The 12,992-nt window shown below is 69.2% G+C and carries 16 protein-coding genes; 13 read left to right on the forward strand and 3 right to left on the reverse strand.

Annotation, left to right across the window (positions count from 1 at the left end; genetic code table 11):
* Window positions 1–62: 62 nt before the first annotated feature.
* Window positions 63–869 carry a carboxylesterase gene (locus tag FL344_RS04815; protein ID WP_141617733.1) on the reverse strand — a complete coding sequence of 269 codons (807 nt, stop codon included), beginning with the start codon at window positions 867–869 and terminating at the stop codon, window positions 63–65.
* 75 nt (window positions 870–944) lie between these two features.
* Here FL344_RS04815 and FL344_RS04820 point away from each other — a divergent pair, with 75 nt between their 5' ends.
* From FL344_RS04820 to FL344_RS04855, 8 genes are all read left to right on the forward strand, one after another.
* The gene (locus FL344_RS04820) at window positions 945–1,235 is read left to right on the forward strand and encodes a DUF3467 domain-containing protein (protein WP_011556689.1); all 291 of its coding nucleotides are present in this window, start codon (window positions 945–947) and stop codon (window positions 1,233–1,235) included.
* Between the two features lie 91 nt (window positions 1,236–1,326).
* Entirely contained in the window at window positions 1,327–2,085 is a 759-nt protein-coding gene (locus tag FL344_RS04825) for a hypothetical protein (RefSeq protein ID WP_141588054.1), read from the forward strand.
* A gap of 83 nt (window positions 2,086–2,168) precedes the next feature.
* Window positions 2,169–3,074: an oxygen-dependent coproporphyrinogen oxidase gene (gene hemF, locus FL344_RS04830; protein ID WP_141617688.1), complete on the forward strand. Its 906-nt coding sequence runs from the start codon at window positions 2,169–2,171 to the stop codon at window positions 3,072–3,074.
* A 1-nt stretch (window position 3,075) separates the two neighbouring features.
* Window positions 3,076–3,579, forward strand: a complete 504-nt coding sequence (locus FL344_RS04835) for a hypothetical protein (protein ID WP_141588052.1) — start codon at window positions 3,076–3,078, stop codon at window positions 3,577–3,579.
* A 78-nt stretch (window positions 3,580–3,657) separates the two neighbouring features.
* Window positions 3,658–4,590: an Immediate early protein ICP0 gene (locus FL344_RS04840; RefSeq protein WP_228564791.1), complete on the forward strand. Its 933-nt coding sequence runs from the start codon at window positions 3,658–3,660 to the stop codon at window positions 4,588–4,590.
* Between the two features lie 81 nt (window positions 4,591–4,671).
* Window positions 4,672–5,286 carry an RNA polymerase sigma factor gene (locus FL344_RS04845; protein ID WP_186817864.1) on the forward strand — a complete coding sequence of 205 codons (615 nt, stop codon included), beginning with the start codon at window positions 4,672–4,674 and terminating at the stop codon, window positions 5,284–5,286.
* 72 nt (window positions 5,287–5,358) lie between these two features.
* Window positions 5,359–6,003, forward strand: coding sequence for an anti-sigma factor (locus tag FL344_RS04850; protein WP_090487919.1), 645 nt, complete (start codon window positions 5,359–5,361; stop codon window positions 6,001–6,003).
* 23 nt (window positions 6,004–6,026) lie between these two features.
* A complete protein-coding gene (locus FL344_RS04855) occupies window positions 6,027–6,455 on the forward strand; it encodes a hypothetical protein (RefSeq protein WP_043612483.1) in 429 nt (142 codons plus the stop codon).
* A 16-nt stretch (window positions 6,456–6,471) separates the two neighbouring features.
* Here FL344_RS04855 and FL344_RS04860 read toward each other — a convergent pair whose 3' ends face one another.
* Both FL344_RS04860 and FL344_RS04865 read right to left on the reverse strand, forming a co-directional pair.
* The gene (locus FL344_RS04860) at window positions 6,472–7,257 is read right to left on the reverse strand and encodes a hypothetical protein (protein WP_228557514.1); all 786 of its coding nucleotides are present in this window, start codon (window positions 7,255–7,257) and stop codon (window positions 6,472–6,474) included.
* Between the two features lie 59 nt (window positions 7,258–7,316).
* Complete coding sequence (locus FL344_RS04865) at window positions 7,317–7,892, reverse strand: hypothetical protein (protein ID WP_011556680.1); 576 nt, start codon at window positions 7,890–7,892, stop codon at window positions 7,317–7,319.
* A gap of 469 nt (window positions 7,893–8,361) precedes the next feature.
* Here FL344_RS04865 and FL344_RS04870 point away from each other — a divergent pair, with 469 nt between their 5' ends.
* From FL344_RS04870 to FL344_RS04890, 5 genes are all read left to right on the forward strand, one after another.
* Window positions 8,362–8,601, forward strand: a complete 240-nt coding sequence (locus tag FL344_RS04870) for a chaperonin (protein WP_167371056.1) — start codon at window positions 8,362–8,364, stop codon at window positions 8,599–8,601.
* 20 nt (window positions 8,602–8,621) lie between these two features.
* Window positions 8,622–10,283, forward strand: coding sequence for a phospholipase D-like domain-containing protein (locus FL344_RS04875; protein ID WP_141617691.1), 1,662 nt, complete (start codon window positions 8,622–8,624; stop codon window positions 10,281–10,283).
* Between the two features lie 151 nt (window positions 10,284–10,434).
* Window positions 10,435–10,929: a hypothetical protein gene (locus FL344_RS04880; RefSeq protein ID WP_141617692.1), complete on the forward strand. Its 495-nt coding sequence runs from the start codon at window positions 10,435–10,437 to the stop codon at window positions 10,927–10,929.
* A 132-nt stretch (window positions 10,930–11,061) separates the two neighbouring features.
* On the forward strand, window positions 11,062–12,477 hold the full coding sequence (locus tag FL344_RS04885) for a hypothetical protein (protein ID WP_141617693.1): 1,416 nt from the start codon (window positions 11,062–11,064) through the stop codon (window positions 12,475–12,477).
* A gap of 127 nt (window positions 12,478–12,604) precedes the next feature.
* Window positions 12,605–12,988, forward strand: coding sequence for a BlaI/MecI/CopY family transcriptional regulator (locus FL344_RS04890; protein ID WP_090487935.1), 384 nt, complete (start codon window positions 12,605–12,607; stop codon window positions 12,986–12,988).
* Window positions 12,989–12,992: the final 4 nt, after the last annotated feature.

Raw genomic sequence — 12,992 nt, forward strand, 5'->3', positions numbered from 1 at the left:
GGCTTCTCCATACACGGATGCCCTGTCCGTCGCTCGACCTTCAGCGCATGCCCGCACCCCACTCAGGCGCCAGCGGCGGGCGACGCGGACTCCCACCACGAGGCGCTCCGCTGCTGCGCCAGGAAGTCTCCGACCTCCGCCGCCAGCAAGGGCCCCGCCGTGTCCCGAGGGATGATGTGATACCCCTGCCGCAGCGACAGGACGCGCACCGAAGGCGCCGCGGTGAGGCGCCGTGCGAGCCACCGCCCGCCCTCCGGGTCCACGACGTGGTCCTGCTCCGCCACCGCCACCAGGGTGGGGCAGCGCACGCGGGCCGCGTCCCGGATGGCCAGCGCCTGCAACGTGCACAAGTCCCGCAGCCGGGCCACGGGAAAGGCGGGCAGCACGGGCGCTTCCGCCAGCGCCTCCGGGTCCGAGATGTCGGTGCCCGTCTTCGCCACCCACGGACGCGTCCACTCCAGGACGGGCGTGCGCGCCAGTTGCCGGACCAGGAACATGCGCGGCCCCCGGAAGCGCACGGCAGGCGCCATCAGCGTCAGCGCGCGTATCTCCTCCGGATGCCGCGCGGCCAGCTCGAGCGCCAGCAGCGCGCCCATGGACAGGCCCGCCACGAACACGCTCCGGTGGCCCCGGAGCGCGTGCAGGGCATGCTCCGCCGCCGCCAACCAGTCACGCCAGGTGACGTCGAGCAGGGCCTGTGGGGTGGTGCCATGGCCGGGCAGGCGCGGCGCCACCACGCGCAGGCCACGGACCGCCAGGGCCTCGCCCAGGGGGCGCACGTCCCAGGGGCTCCCCGTGAAGCCATGCAGGAGCAGGCACACCTCCTGGCCCCGGCCCAACTCGAAGGGCGCCGTCTTTCGCGGGTCCAGGGGGGCGGCTTCTGGGAGCGGGCTCACGCCGTGACACTGGCCACGCGCGAGCGCAGGCGCTATGCCCCCTGCCTCATGGCGGACACTCCGAAGCCCCCGGACATGCAGTTGCAGATTCAGATGGACGAAGACGTGGCCAATGGTCAGTACGTCAACATGGCCCTGGTGAACCACTCCGACACCGAGTTCACCCTGGACTTCATCTACGTCCAGCCCCAGCAGCCCAAGGCCCGGGTGCGTTCGCGCATCATCACCAACCCCAAGCACATGAAGCGCCTGGTGGCGGCGATGCAGGACAACATCCAACGCTACGAGGCGAAGTTCGGCCCCATCGCGATTCCAGAGGAAGACGGCGGCATGCACTGAGCGCCGTTTTCGCCAGGGAAAACCCGCACGTCGCGTGTTTCCATGGGCGCTTCGCTGGCCTTCGGGGCCGGTGACGCGCAGACTCGGGGTCATGGTGCTGAGATTCCTGGTCCCCTTGCTCGTATCGCTCTACGCCTCTTCCGCCGCGGCCCAGTGCCTGGGGGATGGCGTGCAGCTCTTCCCCACACCGGGCTCCATCATCCCCACCAACTCCCGCTTCCTGCTGGAAGGCGTCGGGACGGCGCGCCCCCAGGTGGCCGCGCTGGTGGGGAAGAAGCTGCGGCTGGTGTCGGACAGCCACGTCGTCGAGGTGGCGGTGCAGCGCGGCTGGGAGAGCAGCCTGGGCCGCGTCACCGTCATCCTCAAGCCCGCCGGGGCCATGGAGGCGGACAAGCGCTACACGCTGCGCGTGGATGAGGTGCTGCCCAACGTGGCGCTCCTCAACGGCCGGGGCACCATGCTGCCCGAGTGGCGCACGGGCAAGGGGCCGGACAAGCAGGCCCCTCGCTGGCTCAAGCGGCCCGCCGTCTCCGAGGGCTTCCTTCGCCGCACCGCGCAGGGCACCGCCCGCTTCGTGCGGCTCAACCTGTCGCTGAAGGAGGACAGCCCGGCGTACCTGGTGGTGAAGCTGGAGCCGCGCCGTCCTGGCCCCAGCGTGCAGCAGTACGTGGTGCCGGTGAGCAACAACACCGCCTTCATCGGCCATGAGGCCTGCAGCGGCACCTTCGCCATGGAGGACGGCCGCAGCTACCGGGCCCGCATCCAGGCCTTCGACGCGGCGGGGCAGATGGCGCCGTCCGTCCCGCCCGTGGACTTCGAGGCCCCGGACGAATACTCGATGCAGCAGTAGTGCGCGGGAGTTCTCCGCGGGACCGGGAAGTTGGTGTAGGCCTGACGCGGGCGCCCCCGCGCGCCGAGCCTTCGGGAGAGCGAATGACGACGGTGGACGTTGAGAGCCTCAAGGAGCGGATGACGGGCTTCATCCGGTCGCTGCAGGACGACATCTGCGGCGGCCTGGAGCGGCTGGACGGCTCGGCGCGTTTCCGCGAGGACTCCTGGACCCGGCCGGGCGGCGGCGGTGGACGCAGCCGGGTGCTGGAGGACGGCGTCGTGCTGGAGAAGGCCGGCGTCAACACGTCCGTGGTGTACGGCGAACTGGAGGAACAGTTCGCGCAGAAGCTGCAGGGCGAAGGCCGCCACTTCTGGGCGGGTGGCATCTCCCTGGTGCTGCACCCGCGCAACCCGCATGTGCCCACCGTGCACGCCAACTACCGCTTCATCCAGCAGGGCGGGAAGGCGTGGTTCGGCGGCGGCGCGGACCTGACGCCCTACTACCTCTATGAAGAGGACGCGGCGCACTTCCACCGCGTGCACCAGGCCGCCTGTGACAAGCACGACGCGGGCTACTACCCGCGCTTCAAGAGCGCCTGTGACAAGTACTTCTACCTGCGCCACCGCGAGGAGACGCGCGGGGTGGGCGGCATCTTCTTCGAGAACATGGGCGGGGAGCTGGAGAAGGAGTTCGCCTTCGTCCAGGACTGCGGCCGGGCCTTCCTGGACGCGTACCTGCCCATCGCCGAGCGGCGCAAGGCCACGCCGGTGACGGAGGGGCAGCGCTTCTGGCAGGAGGTGCGGCGCGGGCGCTACGTGGAGTTCAACCTCGTCTATGACCGGGGCACCGTCTTCGGCCTGGAGACGCGCGGGCGCACCGAGTCCATCCTCATGTCCCTGCCGCCGCAGGTCCGCTGGCGCTACGACTACCACCCCGAACCCGGCACGCCGGAGGCGCGGCTGGTGGAGGTGCTGCGCCAGCCACGCGACTGGGCGAGAGGAGGCTGAGATGGGTTTGAATGAGTCGGACTGGAATGCGCCGGTACGGAAGAGGCGGGCCCACCCCATCCTCATCGTCGTCGTGCTCGCGGTGACCGCGGGCCACTTGCTGATGACGCAGTGTTCGGAAAAGTCCCCCGCCACACAGGCGGCGCTCCCCAGCGACGCGGAGGCCCGCGTCAACGTGCTCTCGCTGTGTGACGCCGTCCAGGCCTACCGCGACGAGCACGGCGTCTACGTCACCGCGGGCCCCACGCCGAAGGAGGTCCCACGCGGCGGCAGGGCCGTGGCTTTCCCCAAGGACGAAACCTTTCACCGGCTGGGTTTCGAGCCCGACGGAAAGGTCCGCTTCCAGTACCAGGTGGTGGTGCAGGAGAGTCCCGTGGGCGAGCCGGAGGTGTCCTGCATCGCGCGGGGTGACTTCGACGGCGACGGGCTGAACTCCCTCTACCGCGTTCGTCTGGATGCCAACGGAATGACGACGCCCATCGAGGTGGAGCGCGAGGGCGAATAGTCCGTCGCGCAACCCCGCGCTTCCGTCCGCCGAAAATCAGGAAGCCGGGACCCCCCAAGCCAGAATGAGGCATTGCCCATGCCCTCCTTCCGCATCCCCAACGTGATTGACCGCGCCCTCCGCTCGCTGGGGGGCGGTGGTGGCGCCAGACGCCCCGAAGGTCGGGGTGCGCCGGGGCCTCGGCTCCAGGACTGGGGCCCGTCGGTGCAGCCGCCCCGGCCAGGGGACAACTTCCGTCCGCGATTGCCGCCGCCCCTGCACCCACCCATGGGCGGCCAGGAGCGCGCGCCGGTGAAGTCGGTGGCGGAGCTGGTGCCACCGGGCCTGGAGGACACGCCGGGGCAGGAGGCATTGGGGCAGCGCTTCGGGGCGGACGCGGCGCTGCTGGCCTCGCATCTGTCGCCTCCCCAGGTGTCGGGCTCGGAGCGGGCCACGCGGCTGTGGGCGTTCTACACGGCCTATGCCACGGCGGCGGCGCGGCACCCGCCGGAGCCCGAGGCGCGCCAGGCCTTCCGCGAGGCGCTGGAGGGGCAGGGCTTCGCCGAGCTGCGGGACGCGCACACCGGCGAGGACGGCGTGACGCGGGGCCTGTGGGTGATGGAAGCCCGCACCCCCGCCGAAGCCCGGACGCGCGCCGCCGAGGTGCGGCTGGAGCCGCCTCCCGAGGTGCGCCACTCCGAGGAAGCCGCAGCCCGGCCGGCCGAGCAGCCGCTTGTCCAGGCGGCCGGTGCCCGCGCGGCCACGGCCTTTCACGGCCCGGTCATGCCCGCGCTGCGTCCGCGCGACGAGGCCGCTTCATCGGATGACGCGCAGCAAGCCGGGGATGCCCCGCGCCGACGGGGAACGGACCGCCGCCTGGGCGCGCGGATGCTGTGGAACGTGCTGCACCGCTTTCGCGCGGGGCCGGACGACGGGGCGGTGGCGGAGGGGCAGTGGGACCGGCTGACGTTCGGCGCACTGCTGGTGCTGCTGGCCATCGCGCTGGCCGTGACGGCGCTCGTCAGCCTCTAGGCTCGTCGGCCCGTCGGCGGCGCCTTCGCCGGCGCGAATCTCCTTGGATTGTGTCCGCTTGTGCTAGGTTGCCGCACCTACTTGGCAACCGACGACCTCACTCTCGTCAAGCGCGTCCGGACCGGCGACCAGCGCGCTTTCAAACTCCTCGTCGAGCGTTACCAGCGCAAGGTGTACGCCGTTGCGTTGGGCATGCTGAAGGACAAGGAGGAAGCGATGGACGTCTCCCAGGAGGCGTTCGTCAAGGTCTACAAGTACCTGGACCACTTCAAGGGCGACTCGTCCTTCTACACGTGGCTCTACCGCATCACCGTCAACATCTGCATCGACGTCATCCGCAAGCGTGGCGGGGGCGGCGAGGCCGTGGAGTTCGACGAGAGCCAGACCATGGACCTGTCCGAGGCCCGAATCGGCGCCCTGGGCAGCCGGCTGGGCACCAATCCCCAGAAGAGCGCCCTGCGCCGCGAACTGGCGGAGAAGATCCAGGAGGCCCTGGCCACGGTGCCGGAGAAGCACCGGGCCATCCTCTTGCTGCGGGAAATCGAGGGCATGTCCTACGACGACCTCGCACGCACCCTGGACATCCCCAAGGGCACGGTGATGAGCCGGCTTTTCCATGCCCGGGCCAAGGTCCAGAAAATCCTCAGTGAATACCTGGAGTTGGACGAAGCGAAGAGCGGCGTGGGCAGTGAGTGAGGGGGCCTCGAATATCTGAGGGACCTGCCCGTCCCAATTTTCGCAGCCCCTTCCAGCAAGCAGGTGGAACCAATGGCCGGTAATCCCGCGTGTGAGCGTTTCGTACCCATGCTGTCCCCGTACGTCGACGGAGAGCTGAGCTCCGGCGAGCGCGTCAACGTGGAGCGGCACCTGGCGGCCTGCCGGGACTGCACCGGGCGGGCGGCGGACCTGCGCGCGGAGTCCGGGCTGCTGCGAGTGGGCCTGGACATGGCCGTGGACGACGTGGACTTCAAGGACTTCACCCAGCGCGTCATGGCGCGGGTGACGCCGGACAAGCCGCCCCTCATGGAGCGGCTGAAGCTGGCAGTGTCCGAAATGTTCCTCTACCAGCGCACCGCGATGATTTCGTCGCTGGCCACCGCGGCCGTGCTGGTACTGGTGGGAGTACCCCTGCTGACGAGCGACCGGGCGCCGGTGGGGTACGCCTCCGAGCGCATGACGGTGAAGTCCATCCAGCCCTACCGCAACGCCCAGGTGGCGCCGGTGGTGATGGAGACGGACAATGGGGGCACCATCATCTGGCTGGTGGACGAGGACTCGGACGTCCTGTCTCCCGGCGCGGAGAAGGGTGAGCGGCAGGACCAGACAGGTGTCGGTCAGCCAGACGCAAGCGGGCGCAACGTCCCCGCGCGCCCGGCCCCCGACGCCCCCAGGCCGTCGGGAGGTTCCTTGTGAGAAGACACGTGTCGTCGGGCCGGATGCTGTGGGCGCTGCTGGGGCTGGGCCTGCTGCTGCCCATGGCCGCCAGCGCACAAGACGCGAAAGTCCAGGTCCAGGTCGAGGTGGTGCTCGCCTCGAAGAAGGGCACCGAGGTCGACCCGCCCGAGCTGGAGAAGATGAAGGAGCAGTTCCAGAAGCAGAACTTCAGCTTCACCTCGTTCAAGCGCCTCTCGAATGAGGTGCTGACGGTGAGCGCGAAGAGCGCCTCCGAGGTGAAGCTGCCCAACGGCGCCAACGCGACGTTGCAGCTGCAGGGCATCAAGGACGGCACGGCCACGGTGCGCGTGGCCATTCCCCGTCAGCCCACGCTGGACGTGGAGCTGGGCCGCCAGGGCGCCGTCTACCAGAAGGCCGGCAAGTACGTGGGCGGGGAACTCATCCTCGTGCTCTCCCCTCCCGCGCGGTAGTTCCCCCAGCGCCGCCTCAGGCGGCGCGGGCTTCCCCGTCCTCTTCCAGGACGATGATTTCCAGGTCCTCTTCCATCTCCAGGGGGAGGACTTCGGCGGTGGCGGTGTGCGCCTGGAGGCCCGGTGCGGGGGCCTCGGCGTGCTCCCGCTCCAGGTTGACGCGCAGCCCGTCGAACATGGTGTCGAACGCTGCGTAGATGCGGTCCACCATGGCCAGGGCGTCCGCGCGCACCTCCGGGGACAGCTGCATGGCCTCCAGCTCCGCCGCCAGCTCCTGTTCGAACATGGCGTGCTGCGCTTCGGCCTGCATGTGGTGGTCGGAGAAGTACTTCAGCCGGTCGTCCGCGCCCTGCGCCGCGCTGATGATGGCGGTGCGGCTGAAGAAGACATGGCTGGTGGACTCCAGCGCCCACAGCAGGACGATGCGCAGCCGGTCATCCACCGGGCGGTACACCTCGCTGATGATGGCGTAGGCCGCGTCACGCGTCTTCACGTGCGCGCGGCCGTACATGCTGCCGATGCTCAGCGAGCCGCCCGTGAGCGCGGAGATGTCGTCCTCGAACCACTGGTCATGCCCGCCCTCCTCGGCATGGTGCCGCGTGGCCAGCGCCTTGAGGTGCGCGTCCTGGATGAAGTGTGCGTTGAGGCGCAGCACGTCCTGGAACGTCATCACCCAGAAGGTCAGGCGCGGCGCGAAGGCCATCACCTGTTCAATGGGGCGGTCCATCCGCATGTCGGAGAAGAAGGGGTGCGCTGCGAAGCGCGCCTCGCGCACGGCGATGTGTTGGAGCACTTCCTTCATGATGGACCTCCCTGGGGTGTCTGGTGATGCGCCGCCCCCGGCCCGCTGGCGGGTCTCCGCTACCAATTGATGCTGTACGTGCAGGCGCTGTCGCCGCGCCGCCGGCAACTCTTGGCCTCATGTTCAATACGCACCCAAAGCGAATCCTTGGGACGGAACCGGTCGCCAATGGCTTCGATGAGCCCCAGGTCCAAGTCACACGGATAGGGGTTGTCACACACCATGCGAGCGTTTCGCTTATCCACCGGCTCGAAGCGGTAGCCGCCGATGGCGCCCTTGCCGCGGTGGTTCATCCGGTACGCCATGTCCACCGCGCGCAGCCCCTTCTCCAGCGTGTCGATGTCTGGCGGGAAGTGCGCGCTGTCTGGAATCTTCCGGCCAATGGTCCTCACCGTGCTGGGACCAATCTTGTCGAACACCAGCCGGAACGACTTCAGCAGGGCGGGCATGGGGTACCAGGCATCCGCCTTCAGTGGCGCGATGCCGTTCTCCCCCAGGATGCGCAACGCGCGTGACTGGGCGAGCTCCATGCCGTTGACGATGGCGAGAATCGACTGGCCGATGACTTCGATGCCCTGGAACGACATGGGCTGAAGGGTTGGTGCGGTGGCGCTGATGGGAGTCTTCAATTCCATACGGGTTACGCCCTCGTGAGGAGTGACACGTATTGAAGCGGCTTTTTCCTATATTTTCAAATAGACTTACATGTCTGTAATTTTCCGGAAGATTCGATATGGGATTCCCCGTGGCGCAATAACGACCCGCGCGGTCGGTATGAAGTCAGGTGACCTGGGTTTCGCTGTGAGTGGGCGTGTGCTCACGCGGCGCGCGGGAGCGAGCAGCCGTGGGCCGCGTGGGGCGGGATGCCCCAGCGGGGCAACCTGCCCCGGCGGAGCGCCCCGGCGGCCGGACGCCGTCATCCGGCGGCAGGGAAGAACTTCCGTCGGAAGCCTGCCGGGACAGGGCTGAAAAAAAGTCAGAAGTCCGGTCCCTGGGGCGGGGGGGCAGGCAGCCGGCCTTCGAAAAATCGCGGGGTTGGCGCTCGGCACGCCGGTTGCTGAAGGAAGCAGCACAAGCAACCCTCTCACCCTTGGAGACGAAATCATGGCGAAGACTCAGAAGCGTGGACAGGTCATCCGTCGTGAGGCCCAGCAGATGAAGGTGTCGGCAGCGAGCGCGGTGAAGGGGGCTGGCCGGGGCGCCCGCCAGGTGCAGGTGACGCTGGGCGACCTCATCGCGGCGGCCTTCGACACGGTGGGCGGCGAGGTGAAGAAGGTGGCGCAGGTGATGTCCTCCAAGGACATGGCGGTCGCCACGGGCAAGCACATCGTCTTCGTCGGCTGACACACGCCAATCCGGGGCGTGTGCGGTGCAGGAGGACCTGGCGGTGGCGCCAGGTGAGGGCGGCCGAGGCGGGGACGGGAAGGGACGCACCTGTGAGACGCATCATCAGTCCCGGACGGAATTGCTGGACGGTGGAGGAGGCGAGCGACGCGGGCGTGCTGGTGGACGCGCGCGACTACTACCGGGAGCTGTACCGGGCCGCGCAGAAGGCCCGTCGTTACATCGCGATTACCGGCTGGCAGTTCGACAGCGACGTGGCGCTGCTGCGAGGCGAGGACCTTCGCGAGGCGCGCGGCGAGTCACGGCTGCTGCCGATGCTGGACGAGCTGTGCCGGGCCAACCCGGAGCTGCGCGTCTACGTGCTGGCGTGGGACTTCAGCCTGCTGCTCGCCATGGAGCGCGAGTGGATGCAGCGGCTCATCTTCAATTGGACGGCGAACGGGCAGGTGTGCTTCCGCTTCGACGCCTCCAGTCCGTTGTATGGCGCGCATCACCAGAAGGTGGTCGTCATCGACGGCGCGCTGGCCTTCACCGGCGGCATGGATGTCTGTGATTGCCGGTGGGATGACCGGGAGCACCGGGTGCACTCGGAGCTGCGCTGTGACAGCGGGAGGGATCCGCACGGCCCCTACCATGACGTGCAGTCCGTGCTGACGGGGCCGGTGGTGGACCGCCTGGCGGAGTTGTTCGAGGCGCGCTGGGCGCACTCGGGCGGCGGTGAGCTGCGGCTGCCCAGGGTGTCTCGGGATGACGTGGACTTCACGCCGAGCCTGCCAGCGCCGCCGGGGCCGGTGGCCATCAGCCGCACCTTCGGCAAGACGCTCCTCCCGCCGCAGCCCGCGGTGCAGGAGGTGGCCATGCTGTATCTGGACGCCATCGCTTCGGCCGAGCGCTTCATCTACATCGAAAACCAGTACTTCTCCTCGCGGGCCATCTTCCAGGCGCTGGTGAAGCGCATGCGGTCCTCCTGGCGGGGACGGCTGCAGATTGTCCTGGTGCTGCCGCGGCAGCCGGAGGCGCTGCGCGAACAGCTGGCCATGGGCATCGCCCAGGTGCGGTTGCTGCGCACGCTGGAGCGCGTGGCGCACGAGACGGGACATGCCTTTGGCGTGTACTGCTCCGCGGGACACGACGCGCGCACCGGCGAGGACATCTACACGTACATCCACTCGAAGGTGATGGTGGTGGATGACCGCTTCCTCACGCTGGGCTCCGCGAACACCACCAACCGCAGCCTCGGGTTGGATTCGGAGCTGAACCTGAGCTGGGAGGCGGAGGCGCCGAACGACGCGACGGCGCGCGCCATCCGCCGCATCCGCGTGTCGCTGATGGCCGAGCACGCGGGGCTGGAGGGCATGGCGGCCCTGCGCCTGCTGGCGGCCGCGGACAGCGGACTGGTGGAGTGGCTGGACGACGTGGCCGTCATGGGGCTGCGGCGCCTGCGCGTCCACCCGATGTCGACGGTGTTCGACCAGAGCCCGCTGCTCAAGTCGCTGGAGCCCGAGGAGCTCATCATCGACCCGGAGCAGTCGGTGCTGGACGAGTCCCTCTTCGAGGCGCTCCACCGCGCCGAGGACGGGCTGTTCGCCTCCGGTGTCCGCCTGCTGTCGCGCTGGCTGGTGGGCACGGGCACCGAGCGCCCGCACCGCGCCATCCTTCCCTGCGCGCAGGACGAAGGGTAGCCGCGCGCGGAGGCGGGAGGCGGCCAAGGGTCTGCCCGCTCGCCTGCCTTGGGACGGGCCCGAAGGCACGGGCACGGCCGGCGGGTTGTCCCTGTCGCGCGGGACGCCACCTTGTCGAGAGCACAACTTCTCTCACGCAAGGGGATTCACCATGAAGCTTCCTCTCATGGCCGCAGTGGCTGCGCTGGCCTTCTGGGGTTGTTCGAGCAACTCGGCGAACACGCGCGCGGATGACAGCGCCATCGGTGGTTCGGGCACGGAGACGACGGCGCCCGAGTCCGTGGACACGTCTTCTGAGTGGGATGACCGCAGCGCGGGTGAGGCCGCGGACGTGACGAAGAACGAGCGCCGGGACAGGCAGGACGCGCCCACCGTCTACGACGGCGAGGCCACCGGTGGCAGTGGCCCCGGCATGGGCGCGGGCACTTCGGTGACGACGCCGGAGGGCGAGAAGTACGACGTGCAGGACGGCCCGCTCCTGGGTGGCCAGCAGAGTGAAGAGGCCCGCAAGGATGGCGTGGGCGGCTCCGGCAACATCCAGCGCGAGCCGGTGGACGGGAAGTCCGACGTCAAGGAGCTCGACGCCAGCGACGTCGAGACGCGGGAAGTGGAAGCCGACGAGGTTGAAGTCGACGGCAACCGTTGATGCGCGTGAAGGTCGCGCGTCGCCCGCTGGCGCCAGGCGGGGGCGCGTGTACCGACGGTCCGCAGTGGCACCCACACGCGGATGCAGTCACCTGCTTCGTCTCGCGCCATGGACAGGTAGAGTCGGGGGACGATGACTGGCGCCCCCCTCTTCGCTCTACTCGCCCTGGTGTCCACGCAGTACGACGGCAGCTCTACCGTGGAGGAGGTCTCTTCGGAGGAGGAGGTCTCCTCGACATCGCGGAGGGAAGGTGCCCCCGTCTCCGCCGCGCGGCTGGATGAGCCCGCGCCTCCGGGCAGTGCCCACACGGGCGGCGTGGGCTTCGGCTTCAGCGGCCAGTTGGAGGTGGGTGGCCTGAGCCTTCCCTCGGGGCCTCGCGGCGGGGGGCAGGACTTCTTTGCGCGCATCTACCCCTCGCTGGGGCTGACGCACGGGGAGACCTTCGTGCTGCGGCTGGGGGCGAACCTGCGGCTGCGGGTCGTGGACGAAGCGCCCACGACCACGGAGGACTACAGCGGCGGCCTGCGCCGTGAGGACTGGGATGAGCTGAGTGACTTCGGGCAGGTGGTGCGCATGCTGCGCATCGGCCAGGAGGGTCGCCCCTTCTTCCTCCGCGTTGAGCCTTTCTCCGAAGAGACGCTGGGCCGCGGCTATCTCGTGGGCCGCTACAGCAACGTGCTGGCGCCGGACTATCACCCCGCGGGTGGCTCGCTCACCTTCGTGAAGGGCGCGGTCCGCGCGGAGATTCTGGCCAGTGACGTGCTCGCCGCGCGCATCTTCGCGGGCGAGGCGCTGCTGGACATCGGCCGCATGGCCAGTGACGACGCCAATCGTTTCGACCGCTACCTCATCCGGCTGTCCGCGGCGCATGACGCGGGCCGCGCGGGCGGCACTTCGCCCGACCTCACCCTGGCGTCAGTGGGCGGAGACGTTGCCCTGTACAAGGGTGAGCGCCTGCGCGCGTGGGCCCTGCTGGGCGGCGGCGCGCGCTTCACGCGGGCCTACACGCCGGCCTTCGGCGGATTGCTGGGCGTGGCCTTGGAAGGACAGATGGCCAGTGGCACGCAGGTGAGCGTGACGGTCCAGGGCCGCAAGCAGGGGGGCCGCTTCCGCTTCGGCATGTTCGGTCCTGACTACGAGCTGGGCCGCTTCTCCGGCGTCGGTCTGTCGGAGACGCCCATCGCGGACGAGGTGCTCCCGTCGGGCTTCGCTGGCTACGTGGAGCTGAGCGTCGCGAAGGGGAATCCCAACGAGCTGCTCCTGCTGGGCAGCGTGGCGGCGCAGTACTTCGGCTTTGGCAGGACGGACACGGATGTGTCCGCTGGCTTCGAGCTGCCGGGCGGCAGGACGCGGGCGCTGGCGCGCGTGGTGCTGACGGGCCTGGGAGACAGGCCGCGTTACTCGGCGGGCGTGGAGCTGCGGCAGCGCATCGTCAACCACGTCTATGCCTGGGGCTCCGGCGGAACCGTTCATTTCCCTCAACCGGACGGTACGCTCGTGCGAGGTGTCACCGCGGGCGCTGGCGTCGGCGTGGACTTCCAGCGCTGAACGGCAGTGACTCGAGCGGCGAGTGGGCCTTCAGGGGCCTGCCGCCGCTGTCTTTTTGTCCGGCTTGACTACGGTTGTAGTCAGTCGTACCTTCCTCGTGACTACAGTTGTCGTCACGGGGCGGTCCATGAAGAAGCCGGTGGGAGAGCAGGAGCTGTTGGTGCTGCGGTACGTGGCCGAACACGGTCCGGCGACCGTGGGCGAAGTGGCCGAGCGCTTCGGCGAGGCGCAGGGGCTGGCGCGCTCCACCATCCTCACCGTCATGGAGCGGCTGCGGCTCAAGGGCTACCTGACGCGGCGCAAGGTGGAGGGCGTGTTCCAGTACGCCTCACCCGTGCCGGCCTCGGAGCTGCTGCGGGACGTGGTGGGGGACTTCGTGCAGCGCTCGCTGTCGGGCTCGCTGTCGCCGTTCGCCGCGTACCTGTCCGAGGCGGAGGACGTGTCCGACGAGGACCTGGCGCAGCTCCAGGACGTCGTGGCGCGGCTGCGCTCGAAGAAGCGGAAGGGATAGCGAC

It is taken from the genome of Myxococcus sp. AB036A (genome assembly GCF_006547355.1).
Classification (GTDB): Bacteria; Myxococcota; Myxococcia; order Myxococcales; family Myxococcaceae; genus Myxococcus; species Myxococcus virescens.